Genomic DNA, 16,730 nt, shown 5'->3' on the forward strand with positions numbered 1-16,730 from the left:
TGGGCTCAGCGGTCCAGGGGCTCAGCGGTCCGCCGGCTCTGTGGCGCCCCAGCCCGCGCGGTCCGGGCGGGCCGGCTGATCGCCCCGGCTGCGGTACACGACATACGGCCGCCACAGGTAGAACAGCGGCGCGCTGAACACGTGCACCAGCCGCGTGAACGGCCACAGCGCGAACAGGATCATCGCGACCACCGCATGCGCCTGGAAGCCGATGGGCGCCTCGGCCATCAGCTCGGGCTGCGGCCGCAGCCAGAAGATCCCGCGCCACCACACGGACACGCCCTCGCGGTAGTTGTAGTCGCCCTCGACGCTCGGCACGGCGCCGGAGACGGTGTTGAACACGCCCAGCACGATCACGAGCGCGAGGAAGAAGTACATGACCTTGTCCATGCGCGTCGTGGCCCGGAACACGGGTCCCACCGTCCGCCGGCGGTAGATCAGCAGCGTGAGCCCGACGAGCGTGCAGAACCCGGCGATCGACCCCACCCCCACGGCGAACGCGTGGTAGACGCCCTCGGAGATGCCGATCGCGTCGGTCCACGACTCGGGGATCACCAGGCCGGCGACATGGCCCACCACCACGGCGAGGATGCCGAAGTGGAACAGCGGGCTGCCCCAGCGCAGCAGGCGGCTCTCGTAGAGCTGGGAGGACCGCGTGGTCCAGCCGAACTTGTCGTAGCGGTAGCGCCAGATGTGCCCGCCGATGAAGATCGCGAGCGTCACATACGGCAGCACCACCCAGAGCAGCAGGTCGCCAGAGCTCATCGTCGTGCTCCTTCGGAGGGGTGGCCGCCGAGGGCGGGGTCGTGGGCGCCGTACGGCTCGAGGCCCACCGACTCGTCCGGTGGCCCTTGGGCGACGAGCCGGGCGACCGCGTCACGGTCGTTCCCGGCGAGCGGGGGCAGCGTCGCGCACACCGCGGCGAGGGCTCCCGCGTACGGCGAGCCGGCGTCGCGCAGCGCCAGGCGCAGCACTTCCAGCCCGGCGCGGTGCTGCAGCAGCAGGGCGGTCCCGGCGGCGAGGTCCTGCGTCGCGCTGAACTCCAGCACCACGCACAGGTGGTCCGGCAGCTCGTCGTCGCGCAGCAGCAGCCCGGCGGCCCGGTAGGCCTGCTTGAACGCGAGCAGGGCCACGCCGCGCTGCCGGGTGTCGCCATGCGCGTAGTAGGTCAGGTAGAGGCAGGCGCGCCGGCGCAGGTCGAACGTCTCCACGTAGGCCGCGCCGGCCTCTTGGGGTGGCACGGCCGCGAGGTGGTCGACGAGCCCGGCGAGGTCGGAGCGCACCGGCTCGGGCAGCGCGCCCACGGCTGCGCGCAGCGCAGGCAGCCGCCCCAGCAGCTCCGCGTCGGGGTAGTCGAGCAGCAGCGCCGCCACGCGGTGCACGAGTGCGCGCTGGCCGTCGTCCAGCGGCGTGCGCCGGGCCCGCCCACGCCGCAGCCGGGCGGCCGGCGCACGGCTCGTCATCGTGCCCCCGGGTCGGGCCTGGGGTCGGGCGTGGGCCCGGTGTCGGGAGGGGGGCTAGCGCCCTCGGACGACTCTGCGCCCCCGGACGGCTCCGCCCCCTCGGACGGCTCCGCCCGGGGTGGGAACATCCCCCGCGGGGCCGCGCGACCGTCCCAGTTGAGCAGGTTGACCCTGCTGCCGGCGCCCGTGGTGTCGGTGCTCGACCCTGAGGTCTGCCTGTCTTGCAGGGCCCGGAAGTTCTCCACGGCGAGCGGTGTGCCCGCCCCCGAGCCCTCGCCGAACGGACCCGAGCCGCCCATGCCCGGGCCGCCCTCGTAGTCGAGGCTGCACTCCGAGGCCAGCTCCTCCAGGTTGTGCGCCTGCTCGGCGTGCGCCGGGGGGATGACGTACCGCTCGTCGTACTTGGCGAGGGCCAGCAGCCGGAACATCGCCTCCATCTCCTGGGTGGACATGCCCACGGCGGCGGGGATCGACGGGTCGCCCTCGCGGCCCATATTCAGGTCGCGCATGTACGAGCGCATCGCGGCGAGCTTCTTCAGCACGCCCGTGACGGGCGCGGGGTCGCCTGCGGTGAACAGCTCGGCGAGGTACTCCACGGGGATGCGCAGCGTGTCGATCGCGGCGAACAGGTTGTCCGCCGCCTCGGCGTCCTCGCCCGTCTCCGCGACGACGTCCACCACCGGGGACAGCGGCGGGATGTACCAGACCATCGGCATCGTCCGGTACTCCGGGTGCAGCGGCAGCGCCACCTTGTAGGTGCTGATCAGCGACCAGATCGGCGAGCGTCGGGCCGCCTTGACCCAGTCGTAGGGGATGCCCGCCTGCTCGGCGGCGCGCTCCACGGCGGGGTCGTTCGGGTCCAGGAAGACGCCGCGCTGCGCCTCGAGCAGGTCGTGCGGGTCCTGCACGGCGGCCGCCTCCAGCACCCGGTCGGCGTCGTACAGCACCAGGCCGATGTAGCGCAGCCGCCCCACGCACGTCTCCGCGCACACCGTGGGCAGGCCCACCTCGATGCGCGGGAAGCAGAACGTGCACTTCTCGGCCTTGCCGGTGCGGTGGTTGAAGTAGACCTTCTTGTACGGGCAGCCGGTGACGCATTTGCGCCAGCCCCGGCACCGGTCCTGGTCCACGAGCACGATGCCGTCCTCGGCGCGCTTGTAGATCGCCCCGGACGGGCACGACGCAGCACAGGACGGGTTGAGGCAGTGCTCGCAGATCCGCGGCAGGTAGAACATGAACGTCTGCTCGTAGGACAGCTTGACCTTGTCCGAGACCTTGGCGAGCACCGGGTCCTGGCCGAGGGCCGTCGAGCCGCCCAAGTCGTCGTCCCAGTTCGCGCTCCACGTGATGGCGGTGTCCTCGCCGGTGATCAGCGAGCGGGGCCGCGCGACGGGGATGTGCTCCTGGCTCGGGGCGTCGGTCAGCACCGAGTAGTCGTAGGTCCACGGCTCGTAGTAGTCGTCGATCGACGGCATCTTGGGGCTGGCGAAGATCGTCAGCAGGTTCTTGAACCGCCCGCCCGCGCGGAGCTGCAGGCGCCCCTTCTTGGTGAGCTCCCAGCCCCCCTCCCACGTGGACTGGTCCTCGTAGCGGCGCGGGTAGCCCTGGCCGGGCCGCGTCTCCACGTTGTTGAACCACACGTACTCGGTGCCCGAGCGGTTCGTCCACGCCTGCTTGCAGGTCACCGAGCAGGTGTGGCACCCGATGCACTTGTCGAGGTTCATCACCATCGCCATCTGGGCCATGACGCGCATCAGTACCGCACCTCCTGGGAACGTCGGCGGATGACCGTGACCTCGTCACGCTGGTTGCCCGTGGGCCCGAGGTAGTTGAACGCGAAGCAGAGTTGCGCGTACCCGCCCACCAGGTGGCTGGGCTTCATGAGGATGCGGGTCAGGGAGTTGTGGATCCCGCCGCGCTGGCCCGACGCCTCCGCGAGCGGCACGTCGATGAGCCGGTCCTGGGCGTGGTGCATGTAGACGGTGCCCTCGGGCATCCGGTAGGACACGACGGCCCGGGCCACCACGACCCCGTTGCGGTTCACCGCCTCGATCCAGTCGTTGTCCGCGACGCCGATCTTCGCGGCGTCCTTCTCGCTCATCCAGATCAGCGGCCCGCCCCTGGACAGGCTGAGCATCAGCAGGTTGTCCTGGTACTCGGAGTGGATGGACCACTTGTTGTGCGGGGTGAGGTACCGCAGCGTGATGCCCAGCTCGCCCTGCGTGCCGAGTTGCGGCTCGCCGAACAGCGCCGCCATGTTGAGCGGCGGCCGGAAGACCGGCAGCTGCTCGCCGAGCTCGATCATCCAGTCGTGGTCGAGGAAGAAGTGCTGGCGCCCGGTGAGGGTGTGCCACGGCTTGAGGTGCTCGGTGTTGGTGGTGAACGGCGAGTAGCGCCGCCCGCCGGTCTCCGAGCCGGACCACTCCGGCGAGGTGAGCACCGGCGCGGGCGCCGCCTGGGCGTCGGCGAAGGTGACGCGCCGCCCCTCGTTCTCCAGCGCGAGCACCTCGACCATCGGCTGCCCGGTGCGCCGCTCCAGGTCGCGGAAGCCCGCCGCCGCCAGGGCGCCGTTCGTGGCGGCCGACTGGGCCAGGATCGCCTCGCAGGCGTGCACGTCGCGCTGCAGCGACGGCCGCCCGTCCGCGACGCCGCCGCGCACCACGCCGTTCTTGCGGGCCAGGTACGCCACCGGCTCGGTGAGGTCGTAGGTGATGCCCTTGGTCGTGGCGCCGAGCTTGTCGGCGAGCGGGCCCAGCGCGCCGAGCTTCTCCGCCACCGCCGGGTAGTCCCGATCCACCACCACGAGCTTCGGCATGGTCCTTCCCGGCACGGGGTCGCACTCGCCCAGCTTCCAGTCCCGGACCCGGCCGGAGGGGTTGGCCATGGCGTCGGGGGTGTCGTGCATCAGCGGGACGGCCACGACGTCCTTGCGGGCGCCCAGGTGCACGGCCGCGAGCTCGGAGAACCTGCGGGCGATGGTGTGGAACGCGTCGAAGTCGGTGCGTGTCTGCCAGGGCGGGGCGATGGCCGGGTTGAACGAGTTGACGAACGGGTGCATGTCCGTGGTGCTCAGGTCGAACTTCTCGTACCAGGTGGCCGCGGGCAGCACCACGTCGGAGAACAGGGTGGTGCTGGTCATGCGGAAGTCCATGGTGAGCAGCAGGTCGAGCTTGCCGAGGGTGGCCTCGGGCGCCCACGCCACGTCCCGGGGCCGGACCCCGGGCTCGGCCTCGTGGGCCCGCAGCGAGGAGTCGGTGCCGAGCAGGTGCTTGAGGAAGTACTCGTCGCCCTTGCCCGAGCTGCCCAGCAGGTTCGAGCGCCACACCGTGAGCAGGCGCGGGTGGTTCGCCGGCGCCTCCGGGTCCTCGCCCGCGAACTTGAGGCTGCCGTCCAGCAGCGCGGCCGGCACGTACTGGTCGACCGGGACCCCGGCGGCCTCCGCGTCGTCGGCCAGCGTCAGCGAGCTCCTGTCGAAGGTCGGGTAGCTGGGCATCCAGCCCATCCGCGCGGACTTGGCCAGCACATCCGCCGTCGCCATGCCCGTGAACGCCCCGCCGCCGGCCGCTGAGGCGAGGGCGTCGGCGCCGAAGGAGTCATAGCGGTATTGGCCGGAGTGCAGGTACCAGTAGGCCGTCTGGATCATCAGGCGCGGGGGGCGCGACCAGTCGAGCGCGTTGGCGTACTGCGTGAAGCCGGTGAGCGGCCGCACCTTCTCCTGGCCGACGTAGTGCGCCCAGCCGCCGCCGTTGACGCCCTGCGTGCCGCACAGCATGGTCAGCGTGAGGAACGCCCGGTACATCGTGTCGGCGTGGAACCAGTGGTTGACGCCCGCGCCCATGATGATCATGGACCGGCCCTTCGACTCCTCGGCGTTGGCGGCGAACTCCCGGCCCACCCGGGCGGCCTTCGACGCCGCCACCCCGGTGATGGCCTCCTGCCAGGCGGGGGTGCACGGCGACGACGCGTCGTCGTACCCCGTGGGCCACGTCCCCGGCAGCCCAGGCCGTCCCACCCCGTACTGCGCCAGGAGCAGGTCGTACACCGTGGTCACCAGGTGGCCTGCCACCACCCGCATCGGGACCCCGCGCCGGATGACCCCCGCCGAGCCGTCCACCCCGTCGAAGCGCGGGAGGTCCACCTCGACGCCGCGCGCGCCCTCCCCGGCCATGGTGAGCATCGGCACGACGTCGCCCAGGTCGAGGTTCCACTGCCCCTCGCCCTCGGCGCCGTAGCGGAATCCGAGTGAGCCGTTCGGCGCCACGGGCCGCCCCGTGGCCTCGTCGAGCAGCAGCGGCTTGAAGTCCGCATGCTCGCTGATCCCGCCCAGGTCCGCCTCGGTGAGGACCTTGCCCGGCGTGAACCGGTCGCCATGCGGCTCCAGCCGCACCAGGAACGGCAAGTCGGTGAACCGGCGCACGTACTGGTCGAAGTGCGGGGTGGTGCGGTCCACGAAGAACTCCTTGAGCACCACGTGCCCCATCGCCATCGCCAAGGCGCCGTCGGTGCCCGGCTGCGGGGCGAGCCACTCGTCGCCGAACTTCACGTTGTCCGCGTAGTCGGGGGAGATGGCCACCACCTTCTGGCCCCGGTACCGGGCCTCCACCATCCAGTGCGCGTCGGGCGTGCGGGTCACCGGCACGTTCGAGCCCCACATGATCAGGTAGCCGGCGTCCCACCAGTCGCCCGACTCCGGCACGTCCGTCTGGTCGCCGAAGACCTGCGGGGAGGCGACGGGCAGGTCCGCGTACCAGTCGTAGAACGAGAGCATCGCGCCGCCGATCAGCGCGAAGAACCGCGACCCGACACCGTGCGACACCATCGACATCGCCGGAATGGGGGAGAAGCCCGCGATGCGGTCCGGCCCATGCTCCTTGATGGTGTGCACATGCGCGGCGGCGACCATCTCGACGGCCTCGTCCCAGGTCGCGCGGACCAGCCCGCCCTTGCCGCGCGCCGCCTTGTACGCCCGGCAGCGCTCCGGGTCGGCCATGATGTCCGCCCACGCGAGGACGGGGTCGCCGGTGCGGGCGCGGGCCTCGCGGTACATCTCCAGCAGCAGGCCCCGCACGTACGGGTACCGGACCCGGGTGGGCGAGTAGGTGTACCAGCTGAACGCCGCGCCCCGCGGGCAGCCCCTTGGCTCGTACTCCGGGCGGCCCGGTCCGGTGGTCGGATAGTCCGTCTGCTGGGCCTCCCACGTGATGATGCCGTCCTTGACGAACACCCTCCACGAGCACGACCCGGTGCAGTTGACGCCGTGGGTGGAGCGCACCACCTTGTCGTGGCTCCACCTGTCCCGGTAGAAGGCGTCGGCTTGCCTGCCCCCCACCTCGTGCAGCGTGCGCAGGTCGGCGGAGACCTCGTTCTTCTGGAAGAAGCGGCGGGTGCGCAGCAGCGCGCGGACCACGTCGTCGTCCATCTGCGGCGGGGTGGTGGCGGGGTCCTCCTGGATCGACACGAGGGTCCTTCCCAGTTCTCCGGCGATGCTCGGGCGGGGTGCGGTGGTGTCGGGCAGGTCAGGGGGAGCGGTGCGCGGAGCGGCGCAGCGGCCCCCACGTGAACAGCGCCGTCGCGGCGCTGGTGAGGGCGAGCAGCGCCAACCCGGGCGCGTAGCTGCCCACCGAGCTGTAGAAGGCGCCCATGATGAGCGGGGGGACGAAGCCGCCGAGGCCGCCCGCGGCGCCCACGATCCCGGTGACGGCGCCCACCTTCGCCGCAGGGGCCAAGCGTGCGACCAGCGCGAACGTCGCCCCAGCGGCGGCGCCGAGCGCCGCGGCCAGGCCCAGGAACGCGACGGTGCCCCAGGGGACGAGCGCGGGCTGGAAGGCGGCGACCGTCGCGAGCGCGGCGGCCAGCAGGAAGCAGGCGACGAGCACCGTGATCGGGTCGATCCGGTCGGAGAGCCAGCCCCCGACCGGGCGCATCGCGACAGCCAGGACCACGAACCCCGCCGTCCGCAGCGCCGCGTCGGAGGGGGTGAGGTCGTACGCGTTGGTGAGGTAGGTCGGCAGGTAGACGCTGAACGCGACGAACCCGCCGAACCCGATCGCGTACGGCCAGGACAGCTGCAATGTCGCCGGCAGCTTGAAGGTCTCCCAGGTGCGCTTGACGAAGGAGCCCGGAGGCGGCGGGGTGCGGCCTGGCGCGTCGCGCATCCAGATGGCGGCGACGATCGCGTACGCCACGAGGATCGCCGAGACGAGCACGAACGGGGCGCCGTCGCCGAACCGGTCCACCAGGTTGACGGTGGTGAACGCGGAGATCGCGGTGCCGCCCATGCCGATCCCGAAGATGCCCAGCGCGGTGCCGCGCCGCGCCGGCGGGTACCAGGCGTTGACCAGCGGGACGCCGATCGCGAAGGCCGTGCCGCCCAGCCCCAGGAAGAACCCGCCGACCAGCATCGCCACGTAGCTCTGCGCCACGAAGCCGACGTACAGCACCGGGAGCACCGTGAGCAGGCTGATCACCGGGAACATCAGGCGCGCGCCGAACCGGTCGGTCAGCGCGCCGACGGGGATGCGGCCCAGGGACCCGACGATCACCGGCACCGCCACGATCACCGACTGCTCGAAGTCCGTGAGGTCCAGCGCCTCGCGGTAGCTCGACGCCAGGGGGCTGATCAGCGCCCAGGCCCAGAAGTTGACCATGAAGCCGATGGTCCCGAGCAGCAGCATCAGCCCAGCGGGCGACCGACCACCCGCCTCAGCCCGTGCACGCACCTCGGACATCTGCGCCCCCTGGGGGACCCTCACCCGTCCGGGCGAGATGTCCCGGTTTGGACGCTAGCAGCGGCGCCCTGGTCCTGCGACACCGGGCGACCAGGGGCGGGATCCTGCGGGTCGCTGCGCTCCAGCCACTCGAGCAGCCCGCACACGGCGTCCCGGCAGCCGCCGCAGCCCGACGTGGCACGGGTGTCGCGGGCGACGTCCGCCACGGTGCGGGCGCCGCCGCGCCAGGACGCCACCAAGTCGCCCTTGGTGACGCCGTTGCAGCGGCACACGGTCGCGCGGTCCGGCATCAGCAGCGGCGAGGCCGCCTCATCCGCAGCGGCCCCCCGCGCCGGGCGCAGCAGCAGGTGCGCGGGATCGGCCGGGACGGGGGTGCGGCGTGTGTACGCGCTGACGAGGTCGGCGGCCACCGGCCCCGCGCCCACGCACGTCGCGCCCACGACGACGCCGCCACCCACCACCACCTCGACGTGCCGGCCCGTGGCCGGGTCGCTGAGCCGCACCGCGCGCAGGCCGGGCGTCTGGCGAGCGCCCGCCCCGCTCACGCCCATGCTCACCACGTCCAGGCCCTGCGCCTTGACGCGCACCACGTCGACGGTGGCGCCCGGGTCCTGTCCGCCGCCGTCGGCATCCGCCCGGCCCCCGTCGTCGGCGCGGGGAGCCCGCCCGTCGGTGTCGGTGTCGGCGACGAGGCGCTCGGCGAGGCGGCGGGCCTGGTCCCAGCCCTGGGCGAGCAGCCCGTGGCCGCCGCCGGGCGGCTGCGCGCAGTCGCCGATGGCATGCACCCGCGGATCCGACGTGCCGCAGTGGCTGTCCACGACGATCCCGCGGTCCACGGCGAGGCCGCACCCCCGCGCCAGGTCGGTCTCGGGAGCCGTCCCCACGGCCAGCACCAGCAGATCGGCGGCGAGCGCCTCCCCGTCGGAGAGCACCACGCCGCGCAGCCGACCGTCGGCGGCCAGCACCGAGGCCACCTCCGCGCCGACCCGCCACCGCACGCCCAGCAGGTCCAGCCCGTGGCCCAGCGCCTCCGCGGCGGGCACATCGAGCTGGCGGTCCATGAGGCCCGGGCCGCGGTGCACCACCGTGACGCGCAGCCCGCGGCGGGCCAGCCCGCAGGCCACCTCCACGCCGAGCACCCCCGCCCCGACCACCACCGCGTCCCGGGCATTGAGCGTCGCCGCGACGATCTCGCGCGCGTCGTCCAGCGTGCGCAGCGCATGGGCGCCCACGACGAGCGCCGGCCCTGCTGGCATGTCGCCGTGGGCGTGCGTGGCGCCACGGGCCGGGGAGTCGGCGCGGAGCAGGCCCGGCGTCGGCGGGGCGACCGCCCTCGCGCCGGTGGCCAGCACCAACGCGTCGTAGTCGACGACCTCCCCGTCGGCTGTGACGACCTGGCGGCGCTCGCGGTCGATGGACGTCACCTGGGCTCCCGCCCGGACGCGCACGCCGCCCACCGGCGGCCTGGGGAGGGCCAGCGACGCCATCTCCACGGCGCCCGCGACGACCTCGCTCAGCAGCACCCGGTTGTACGGCTCGTACTCCTCGGCGCCGAGCACAGTGACGGACACCCCGGGGTCGCGGCGCACGAGCTCCGCGACGAACCGGGAGCCGACCATGCCGTTCCCCACCACGACGACGCGCCTCATCGCGCACCCCGGCCCACGGCGCCCAGGCCGTCCGCCGGGGGCTCGGCGGACGGCGGCGCGGGTCGCAGCGACACCGCGCACAGCTTCAGGTCGGGCATCCCCGACACAGGGTCGGTGGTGTCGAGGGTGAGCCGGTTCACGCTGCCGGGCCCGGCCCAGTGGAACGGCATGAAGACTGTGTCCAGCCGGGCGCCCGGCGTCACATGCGCGACGGCCACCGCCTCGCCCCGCGCGGAGGCGACCTGCACGAGGTCGCCGTCGGCCACGCCCACCAGGTCGGCGAGCAGCGGGTGCAGCTCGACGAACGGCTCGGGCTGCGCGGCCGCGAGCGCCGCGACCCGGCGGGTCTGCGCCCCCGACTGGTAGTGCTGCAGCACGCGGCCGGTGATGAGGTGCACGGGCGCGTCGGGGCGCAGGCCGTCTGACGGGGAGTCGGGCTCCACCACGACGAGTCGCGCGCGGCCGTCGGGTGTCGGGAAGCGGTCCAGGAACAGCCGGGGAGTTCCGGGGTGCGGCTCCGAGCCCGCCGGGGTCGCGGGGCACGGCCAGAACAGGCCGCGCTGGTCGGCGTCGAGTCGCGCGTGGCTCAGGCCGCTGTAGTCGGCGACCCCGCCCGCGCTGGCCCGGGCGAGCTCGTCGAAGACCTCGGCGGGGTCGGCGGGGAACCCGGTGGGCACGCCGAGCAGCGCCGCCAGGTCGTGCAGCACCTCGAGCTCGGTGCGGACGCCCTGCGGCGCGGGCAGCGCTCGGCGGCGGCGCAGCACCCTGCCCTCGAGCGAGGTCATGGTGCCCTCCTCCTCGGCCCACTGGGTCACCGGGAGCACCACGTCGGCCAAGAGGGCCGTCTCGGAGGGCACCACGTCGCACACCACCAGCAGGTCCAGCGCGGCCAGGCGCTCGCGGACCCGGGTGGCGTCGGGGGCGCTGACCACCAGGTTGCAGCCGTGCACCAGCAGCGCGCGCGGCCCGTCGGCTGTGCCGCACCGCCGCAGCAGCTCGACGGCCGGCACACCCGGGCCCGGCAGGTCGCGAGGGTCCACGCCCCACACCGCCGCGACATGTGCCCGGGCGGCCGGGTCGTCGATCCGGCGCGCCCCGGGGAGCTGGTCGGCCTTCTGCCCGTGCTCGCGCCCGCCCTGCCCGTTGCCCTGCCCGGTGATGGCGCCGTAGCCGCTGCCGACCCTCCCGGGCAGGCCGAGCGCCAGCGCCAGGTTGATCGCCGCGCTGACCGTCGCCGTGCCGTGTGCGCTCTGCTCCACGCCGCGCCCGGTCAGCACGTACGCTCCGTGGCCACCCCGCGCGGGGGACGCCGCGGCGAGGAGCCGCGCCACTGCGCGCAGATCGGCGGCGGGGACGCCGCACACCTGCTCGGCGCGCTCGGGCCACCACGCGGACACGCTGCTGCGCACCTCGCGCGCGCCAGTCGTGCGGCTCGTGAGGTACCGGCTGTCGGCGAGCCCCTCGGCCCACAGCACGTGGGCGAGGGCGAGCAGCACCACGAGGTCGGTTCCGGGCGCCGGCTGCAGGTGCACGCCTGCCCCGTCGTCCGCCAGCGCCGCGGTGGGCGTGCGCCGCGGGTCGACCACCACCAAGCCGCCCGACGCGCGCGCCCCGGCCAGGTGCGCGACCGACGGCGGCATCGTCTCGGCGAGGTTGCTGCCCAACAGCAGCACCGCCTGCGCGCCGCCGAGGTCGGCGAGCGGGAACGGCAGCCCGCGGTCCACGCCGAACGCGCGGTTCGCCCCGGCGGCGGCGCTGGCCATGCAGAACCGGCCGTTGTAGTCGATGTAGGGGGTGCGCAGCACCACGCGCGCGAACTTGCCGAGCGCGTAGGCCTTCTCGTTGGTCAGCCCGCCCCCGCCGAACACCGCGACGGCCTCCCGGCCGTGCCGGGACTGGATCTGGCGGATGCGGTCGGCCACCACGCCCAGCGCCTCGTCCCAGGTCGCGGGGCGTAGCTCGCCGTCGGGTCCGCGCAGCAGTGGCGTGGTGAGCCGGTCCGACGCGCGCAGCACCTGGCCGCTGGTCCAGCCCTTCTGGCACAGCCCGCCCTGGTTGGTCGGGAAGTCCCGCCCGGCCACGGACACCGGCGCCCCGACGGCTTGCGCGTCGCCATCGGGCGGGCCCAACGTCATCGCGCACTGCAACGCGCAGTACGGGCAGTGCGTCGCCGCGCTCACAGGCGGCTTGCTCGCCATCGCCGCGCTCACACGCCCGCGCCGCTCATCAGCGAGCCGCGCCGCACGTACACGGCCCACGTCACGGCGCCCATGACCAGGTACACGGCCACGAACAGCGCCAGGGCGGGCTGCAGGCTGCCGGCCACCGAGCTCGACACCGCGAAGCCGCGCGGGATGAGGAACCCGCCCAGCGCCCCGATCGCCCCGGCGATGCCGATGCAGCCCGCGGCGGCCTTGCGGGCGCGTGCCGCGCGTTCGGGTGTGCTGGCGCCGAGCTGGAAGACCGCCGGGATCATGCGGTACGTCGCGCCGTTGCCCATCCCGGTGGCCACGAAGAGCACCAGGAACGAGCCCAGGAACAGCGTGAAGCTCGACTCGCGCAGCGCGAGCACCGCCCCGGCGCCCGCCACGGCCATCACCGCGAAGGCGCCGATGGTGACCCGCGCGCCGCCCCACCGGTCCGCGATGACGCCGCCCAGTGGCCGGGCCAGCGAGCCCACCAGCGCGCCGAGGAACGCGATGCTCAGCGTCACCTCGGGGAACTGGGACTTGAGCAGCGTGGGGAACGCCCCGGAGTAGCCGATGAACGACCCGAACGTGCCCACGTACAGGAACGAGATGATCCACGTGTGCCGGTTGTGCACCGCGGCGCCGAATGCCCGGTAGTCGGCCTTCGCGGACGTGAGGTTGTCCATCAGCCGCCACGCCAGGAACGCGGCGAGCAGCAGCAGCGGCACGAACATCAGGCCCGCCCGGCCGAGCTGCAGCCCCGCGGGCGCCACGATGACCAGCGGCACCGCGAACTGCACCGCCGCCGTCCCGAGGTTGCCGCCGGCCGCGTTCAGGCCCAGCGCCTTGCCCTTCTCCCGCTCCGGGTAGAAGAACGAGATGTTGGCCATCGACGACGCGAAGTTCCCGCCGCCGAGCCCCGCGAGCGCGGCCACGAGGAGCAGCACCCCGAACGGCGTCTGCGGACGGGACGCCACGAAGGCCAGGGCGCTCGCGGGCAACAGCAGGAGCAACGCCGAGATGATCGTCCAGTTACGGCCCCCGAACAGCGGCACCGCGAACGTGTACGGCAGCCGCAGCGCCGCGCCCACCAGGCTCGGCACCGCGATCAGCCAGAACTGCTGGTCCACGGTGAGCGTGAAGCCCACCGCCGCGAGCTGTGGGACGACGATGCTCCAGGACGCCCACACGGCGAATCCGAGGAACTCGGCGAACACCGACGGCCCGAGGTTGCGCGCGGCGACCCGCCGCCCGGTGGACCGCCAGAAGTCGGCGTCCTCGGGGTCCCACGCCTCGATCCATCTGCCACGCCCGGGCCGGTGCAGCGTGGCGGGCGCGTTCATCGTCTGCGGAGTGGTCATCGCGGGCTCCTGCGTGCTCGACGGGGCCGTGCTCTCCCGATCGAGGCTAGGAACCGGGTGTTTCGGGCGGCGGCGCCGTGCTGTTTCCGCGCCGGAACGAAGTCCGCACCGCGCGGGGGCCACGGCGGTGAGATCTCACACCGGGGCCCCGGCGGGTGTGCGCGAACTGTTGCGCGTCGGTAACCGCGCCGCGCCGCCGGGCGAAACATCGCGTTCGTAGCGTCGAGGCCACGGGACGTCGAGCCGAGTGACGTCGAGCCGAGTGGGGGAACTGATGACTGCACCGCGGGCGCCAGGGGAGATCGTGGTGGTGGGCGGGGGCATGGTGGCCCAGCGCCTCGTGGAGGCCCTGCGCGACCGCGACGCGGAGGGCCGGTGGGGTGTGACGGTCCTGGCTGAGGAGCCGCGCGCGCCCTACGACCGGGTCGCGCTCACCTCCTACTTCTCCGGCCGTGACCCACAGGAGCTGAGCCTCGGGTCGCCCGCGCTGTGGTCGGACCCGCTGGTCACCCTGGTGCGCGGGGTGCGCGTCGAGGCCGTCGACCGCGCCGCCCGGACGGTGAGCGCCGGCGATGGGCGCACATGGGCTTACGACCAGCTCGTGCTCGCCACCGGCTCGAGCGCGGCGATGCCGCCCATCGAGGGCAACGACCTGCCCGGCGTCTTCGTGTACCGGACGTTGGACGACGTGGCGGCGCTGCGCGGCTGGGTCGAGGAGCGCGCCGCGGCGCTGGGCGACCGCCGGGTGCGGGGCGCGGTGATCGGCGGCGGGCTGCTCGGGCTGGAGGCGGCTGGCGCCTTGCAGGCCCTCGGCGCCCGGAGCACAGTGCTCCAACTGGGCACGCATCTGATGTCCACGCAGGTCGACCTCGGCGGCGGTGAGGCGCTGCGCCGGCTGATCCACCGGCTCGGGGTGGACGTCCTCGTCGGCGCCACGACCTCGCGCCTGCGCTCGGGGGCCAGTGGGAGGGTCGAGCGGCTGGACCTGGGGGACGGCGGGCGGCTCGACGTGGACGTGGTCGTGGTGGCCGTCGGGGTGCGGCCACGCGACGAGCTCGCGCGGGGCGCCGGGCTCGAGACGGGCGCGCGCGGCGGCGTCGTGGTCGACGAGGCGTGCCGCACCGCAGACCCGCAGGTGTGGGCGGTGGGCGAGGTGGCGTGCGTCGACGGCGCCTGCGTCGGGCTCGTGGCGCCGGGCTACGCGATGGCCGAGGTGGTGGTCGACCGGCTGCTCGGCGGCGCCGCGGTGGTCCCGCCCGCCGACACGGCCACCAAGCTCAAGCTCGCCGGAGTGGACGTCGCGAGCTTCGGGGACGCGTTCGCGCGGACGCCGGGCGCCCTCGAGGTGGTGCACTCCGACCCCGTGGCGGGCGTCTACAAGAAGCTCGTCCTGTCCGACGACACCCGCACCCTGCTGGGCGGTGTGCTCGTCGGCGACGCGTCGGCGTATGCGGGCCTGCGCCCGATGCTGGGCCGGGCGCTGCCCGGCGACCCGTCCGCCTACCTCCTCCCCGAGGGCGGCTCGACGGCTGCCGGGCCCGCGGACCTGCCCGACGACGCCACCGTCTGCTCCTGCAACAACGTCTCGGCGGGGTCCATCCGGTGCGCTGTCACGGACGGCGGGTGCACCGACCTCGCGGGCGTCAAGGCGTGCACGCGCGCGGGGACGAGCTGCGGCTCGTGCCTGCCGTTGGTGAAGAAGCTGGTCACGGCCGAGCTGGCCCGCGCCGGCGTCGCCGTCAGCAACGCGCTCTGCGAGCACTTCGCGATGTCCCGCCGCCAGCTCTTCGACGCCGTGCGCGTCACCGGGCTGCGCACGTTCAGCGAGATCGTCGCGCGGCACGGCAGCGGGCGCGGCTGCGACATCTGCAAGCCGGTGATCGCCTCGATCCTGTCCTCGCTGGACGACGGGCACGTGCTGGACGGCGAGCGGGCGACGCTCCAGGACACCAACGACCATGTGATGGCCAACCTGCAACGCGACGGCTCGTACTCGGTGGTGCCGCGCATCCCCGGCGGCGAGGTGACCCCCGAGGGGCTGCTGGCCATCGGCGAGGTGGCGCGCGACTACGGCCTGTACACGAAGATCACCGGCGGGCAGCGGATCGACATGTTCGGGGCCCGGCTCGAGCAGCTCCCGGACATCTGGCGCCGGCTCGTGGACGCCGGGTTCGAGTCCGGGCACGCCTACGGCAAGTCGCTGCGGACCGTGAAGTCCTGCGTCGGCTCCACCTGGTGCCGCTTCGGCGTGCAGGACGCCGTGGGCCTGGCGATCGAGCTCGAGCTGCGCTACCGGGGGCTGCGCTCGCCGCACAAGATCAAGCTGGGCGTCTCGGGCTGCGCACGGGAGTGCGCCGAGGCGCGCGGCAAGGACGTCGGGGTGATCGCGACGGACAAGGGGTGGAACGTGTACGTCGGCGGCAATGGCGGGTTCACCCCGCGGCACGCCCAGCTGCTCGCCGAGGACTTGGACACCGAGACCCTGGTCCGGACGATCGACAGGTTCCTCCTCTACTACATCCGCACCGCCGACCGCCTGCAGCGCACAGCGCCGTGGCTCGACGAGGTCGAGGGCGGGGTGCAGGGGGTGCGGGCCGTGGTGCTGGAGGACAGCCTGGGCATCGCCGCCGACCTGGACGCGGCCATGGCCCGGCACGTCGACGTGTACGAGGACGAGTGGCGCGCCACCCTCGACGACCCGGAGAAGTTGCGCAGGTTCGCGTCATTCGTCAACGCGCCGACCACGCCCGACCCGTCGCTGGCCTACGTCGCCGAGCGGGGGCAGCGCAGGCCGGCCACCGCCGCCGAGCGGGCCTCGGGCCAGGCCGCCCCCGTGCTCGTCGCGGGCCCCACCTTGGAGGTGCGGGCATGACCGCCGGGGACGCGCAGTGGGTGGCGGTGTGCCGGCTCGACGACCTGCCGCGCGAGCGGGGGGCAGCCGCGCTCGTGGCGGGCGAGCAGGTCGCCCTGTTCCGGCTCGTCGACGACACGGTGCGCGCCGTGCAGCACCTGGACCCGTACTCCGGCGCCCATGTGCTGGCCCGGGGGATCGTGGGCACCCGCGGCGGCGCCCCGACCGTCGCGTCGCCGATGCACAAGCAGGTCTTCGACCTGCGCACGGGAGAGTGCCTCGACCCGGTCGGCGCGGAGCCCCGGGCGTTACGGACGTGGCCGGTGCGGGTGGAGGGAGGCTTCGTGCTGGTCAGCGGCGGGCCCGGGGACGAGGCGTCGCGGGCGGCCGGCGCGTCAGCCGCTTTGTCCGATCTGCGAGACACGCCGGGCTCGGCGCCGGACTTCGCGGGCCAGCACGCGACAGTGGTGCCGTGAGCGAGCCGATCCA

At 73.8% G+C, this 16,730-nt stretch carries 10 protein-coding genes; 2 read left to right on the forward strand and 8 right to left on the reverse strand.

Annotated features, from left to right (window positions below):
- Nucleotides 1-21 precede the first annotated feature (21 nt).
- The 8 genes from narI to QUV83_RS06015 form a co-directional block, all read right to left on the reverse strand.
- Entirely contained in the window at nt 22-765 is a 744-nt protein-coding gene (narI, locus tag QUV83_RS05980; protein WP_289563284.1) for a respiratory nitrate reductase subunit gamma, read from the reverse strand.
- Entirely contained in the window at nt 762-1,463 is a 702-nt protein-coding gene (gene narJ / locus QUV83_RS05985) for a nitrate reductase molybdenum cofactor assembly chaperone (protein ID WP_289563285.1), read from the reverse strand. The genes narI and narJ overlap by 4 nt, the downstream gene beginning before the upstream one ends.
- Nucleotides 1,460-3,217, reverse strand: a complete 1,758-nt coding sequence (gene narH, locus QUV83_RS05990) for a nitrate reductase subunit beta (RefSeq protein WP_289563286.1) — start codon at nt 3,215-3,217, stop codon at nt 1,460-1,462. The genes narJ and narH overlap by 4 nt, the downstream gene beginning before the upstream one ends.
- Nucleotides 3,217-6,882 (reverse strand): nitrate reductase subunit alpha, encoded by a 3,666-nt coding sequence (locus QUV83_RS05995; RefSeq protein ID WP_289563307.1) that lies wholly within the window; start codon nt 6,880-6,882, stop codon nt 3,217-3,219. Before QUV83_RS05995 ends, narH begins: the two co-directional genes overlap by 1 nt.
- A gap of 97 nt (nt 6,883-6,979) precedes the next feature.
- The gene (locus QUV83_RS06000; RefSeq protein WP_289563287.1) at nt 6,980-8,137 is read right to left on the reverse strand and encodes an MFS transporter; all 1,158 of its coding nucleotides are present in this window, start codon (nt 8,135-8,137) and stop codon (nt 6,980-6,982) included.
- Between the two features lie 74 nt (nt 8,138-8,211).
- Complete coding sequence (locus tag QUV83_RS06005) at nt 8,212-9,840, reverse strand: FAD-dependent oxidoreductase (RefSeq protein ID WP_289563288.1); 1,629 nt, start codon at nt 9,838-9,840, stop codon at nt 8,212-8,214.
- Complete coding sequence (locus tag QUV83_RS06010) at nt 9,837-12,038, reverse strand: molybdopterin oxidoreductase family protein (protein ID WP_289563289.1); 2,202 nt, start codon at nt 12,036-12,038, stop codon at nt 9,837-9,839. Before QUV83_RS06010 ends, QUV83_RS06005 begins: the two co-directional genes overlap by 4 nt.
- Nucleotides 12,039-12,046: 8 nt before the next feature.
- Nucleotides 12,047-13,390 carry an MFS transporter gene (locus tag QUV83_RS06015; protein ID WP_289563290.1) on the reverse strand — a complete coding sequence of 448 codons (1,344 nt, stop codon included), beginning with the start codon at nt 13,388-13,390 and terminating at the stop codon, nt 12,047-12,049.
- Nucleotides 13,391-13,664: 274 nt separating this feature from the next.
- On the opposite strand from QUV83_RS06015, the gene nirB reads away from it, so the two are divergent.
- Nucleotides 13,665-16,262: a nitrite reductase large subunit NirB gene (gene nirB, locus QUV83_RS06020; RefSeq protein WP_289563291.1), complete on the forward strand. Its 2,598-nt coding sequence runs from the start codon at nt 13,665-13,667 to the stop codon at nt 16,260-16,262.
- The gene (gene nirD, locus QUV83_RS06025) at nt 16,259-16,717 is read left to right on the forward strand and encodes a nitrite reductase small subunit NirD (protein WP_436231887.1); all 459 of its coding nucleotides are present in this window, start codon (nt 16,259-16,261) and stop codon (nt 16,715-16,717) included. The genes nirB and nirD overlap by 4 nt, the downstream gene beginning before the upstream one ends.
- Nucleotides 16,718-16,730: the final 13 nt, after the last annotated feature.

Source organism: Cellulomonas cellasea, assembly GCF_030372105.1.
Classification (GTDB): Bacteria; Actinomycetota; Actinomycetes; order Actinomycetales; family Cellulomonadaceae; genus Cellulomonas_A; species Cellulomonas_A cellasea_A.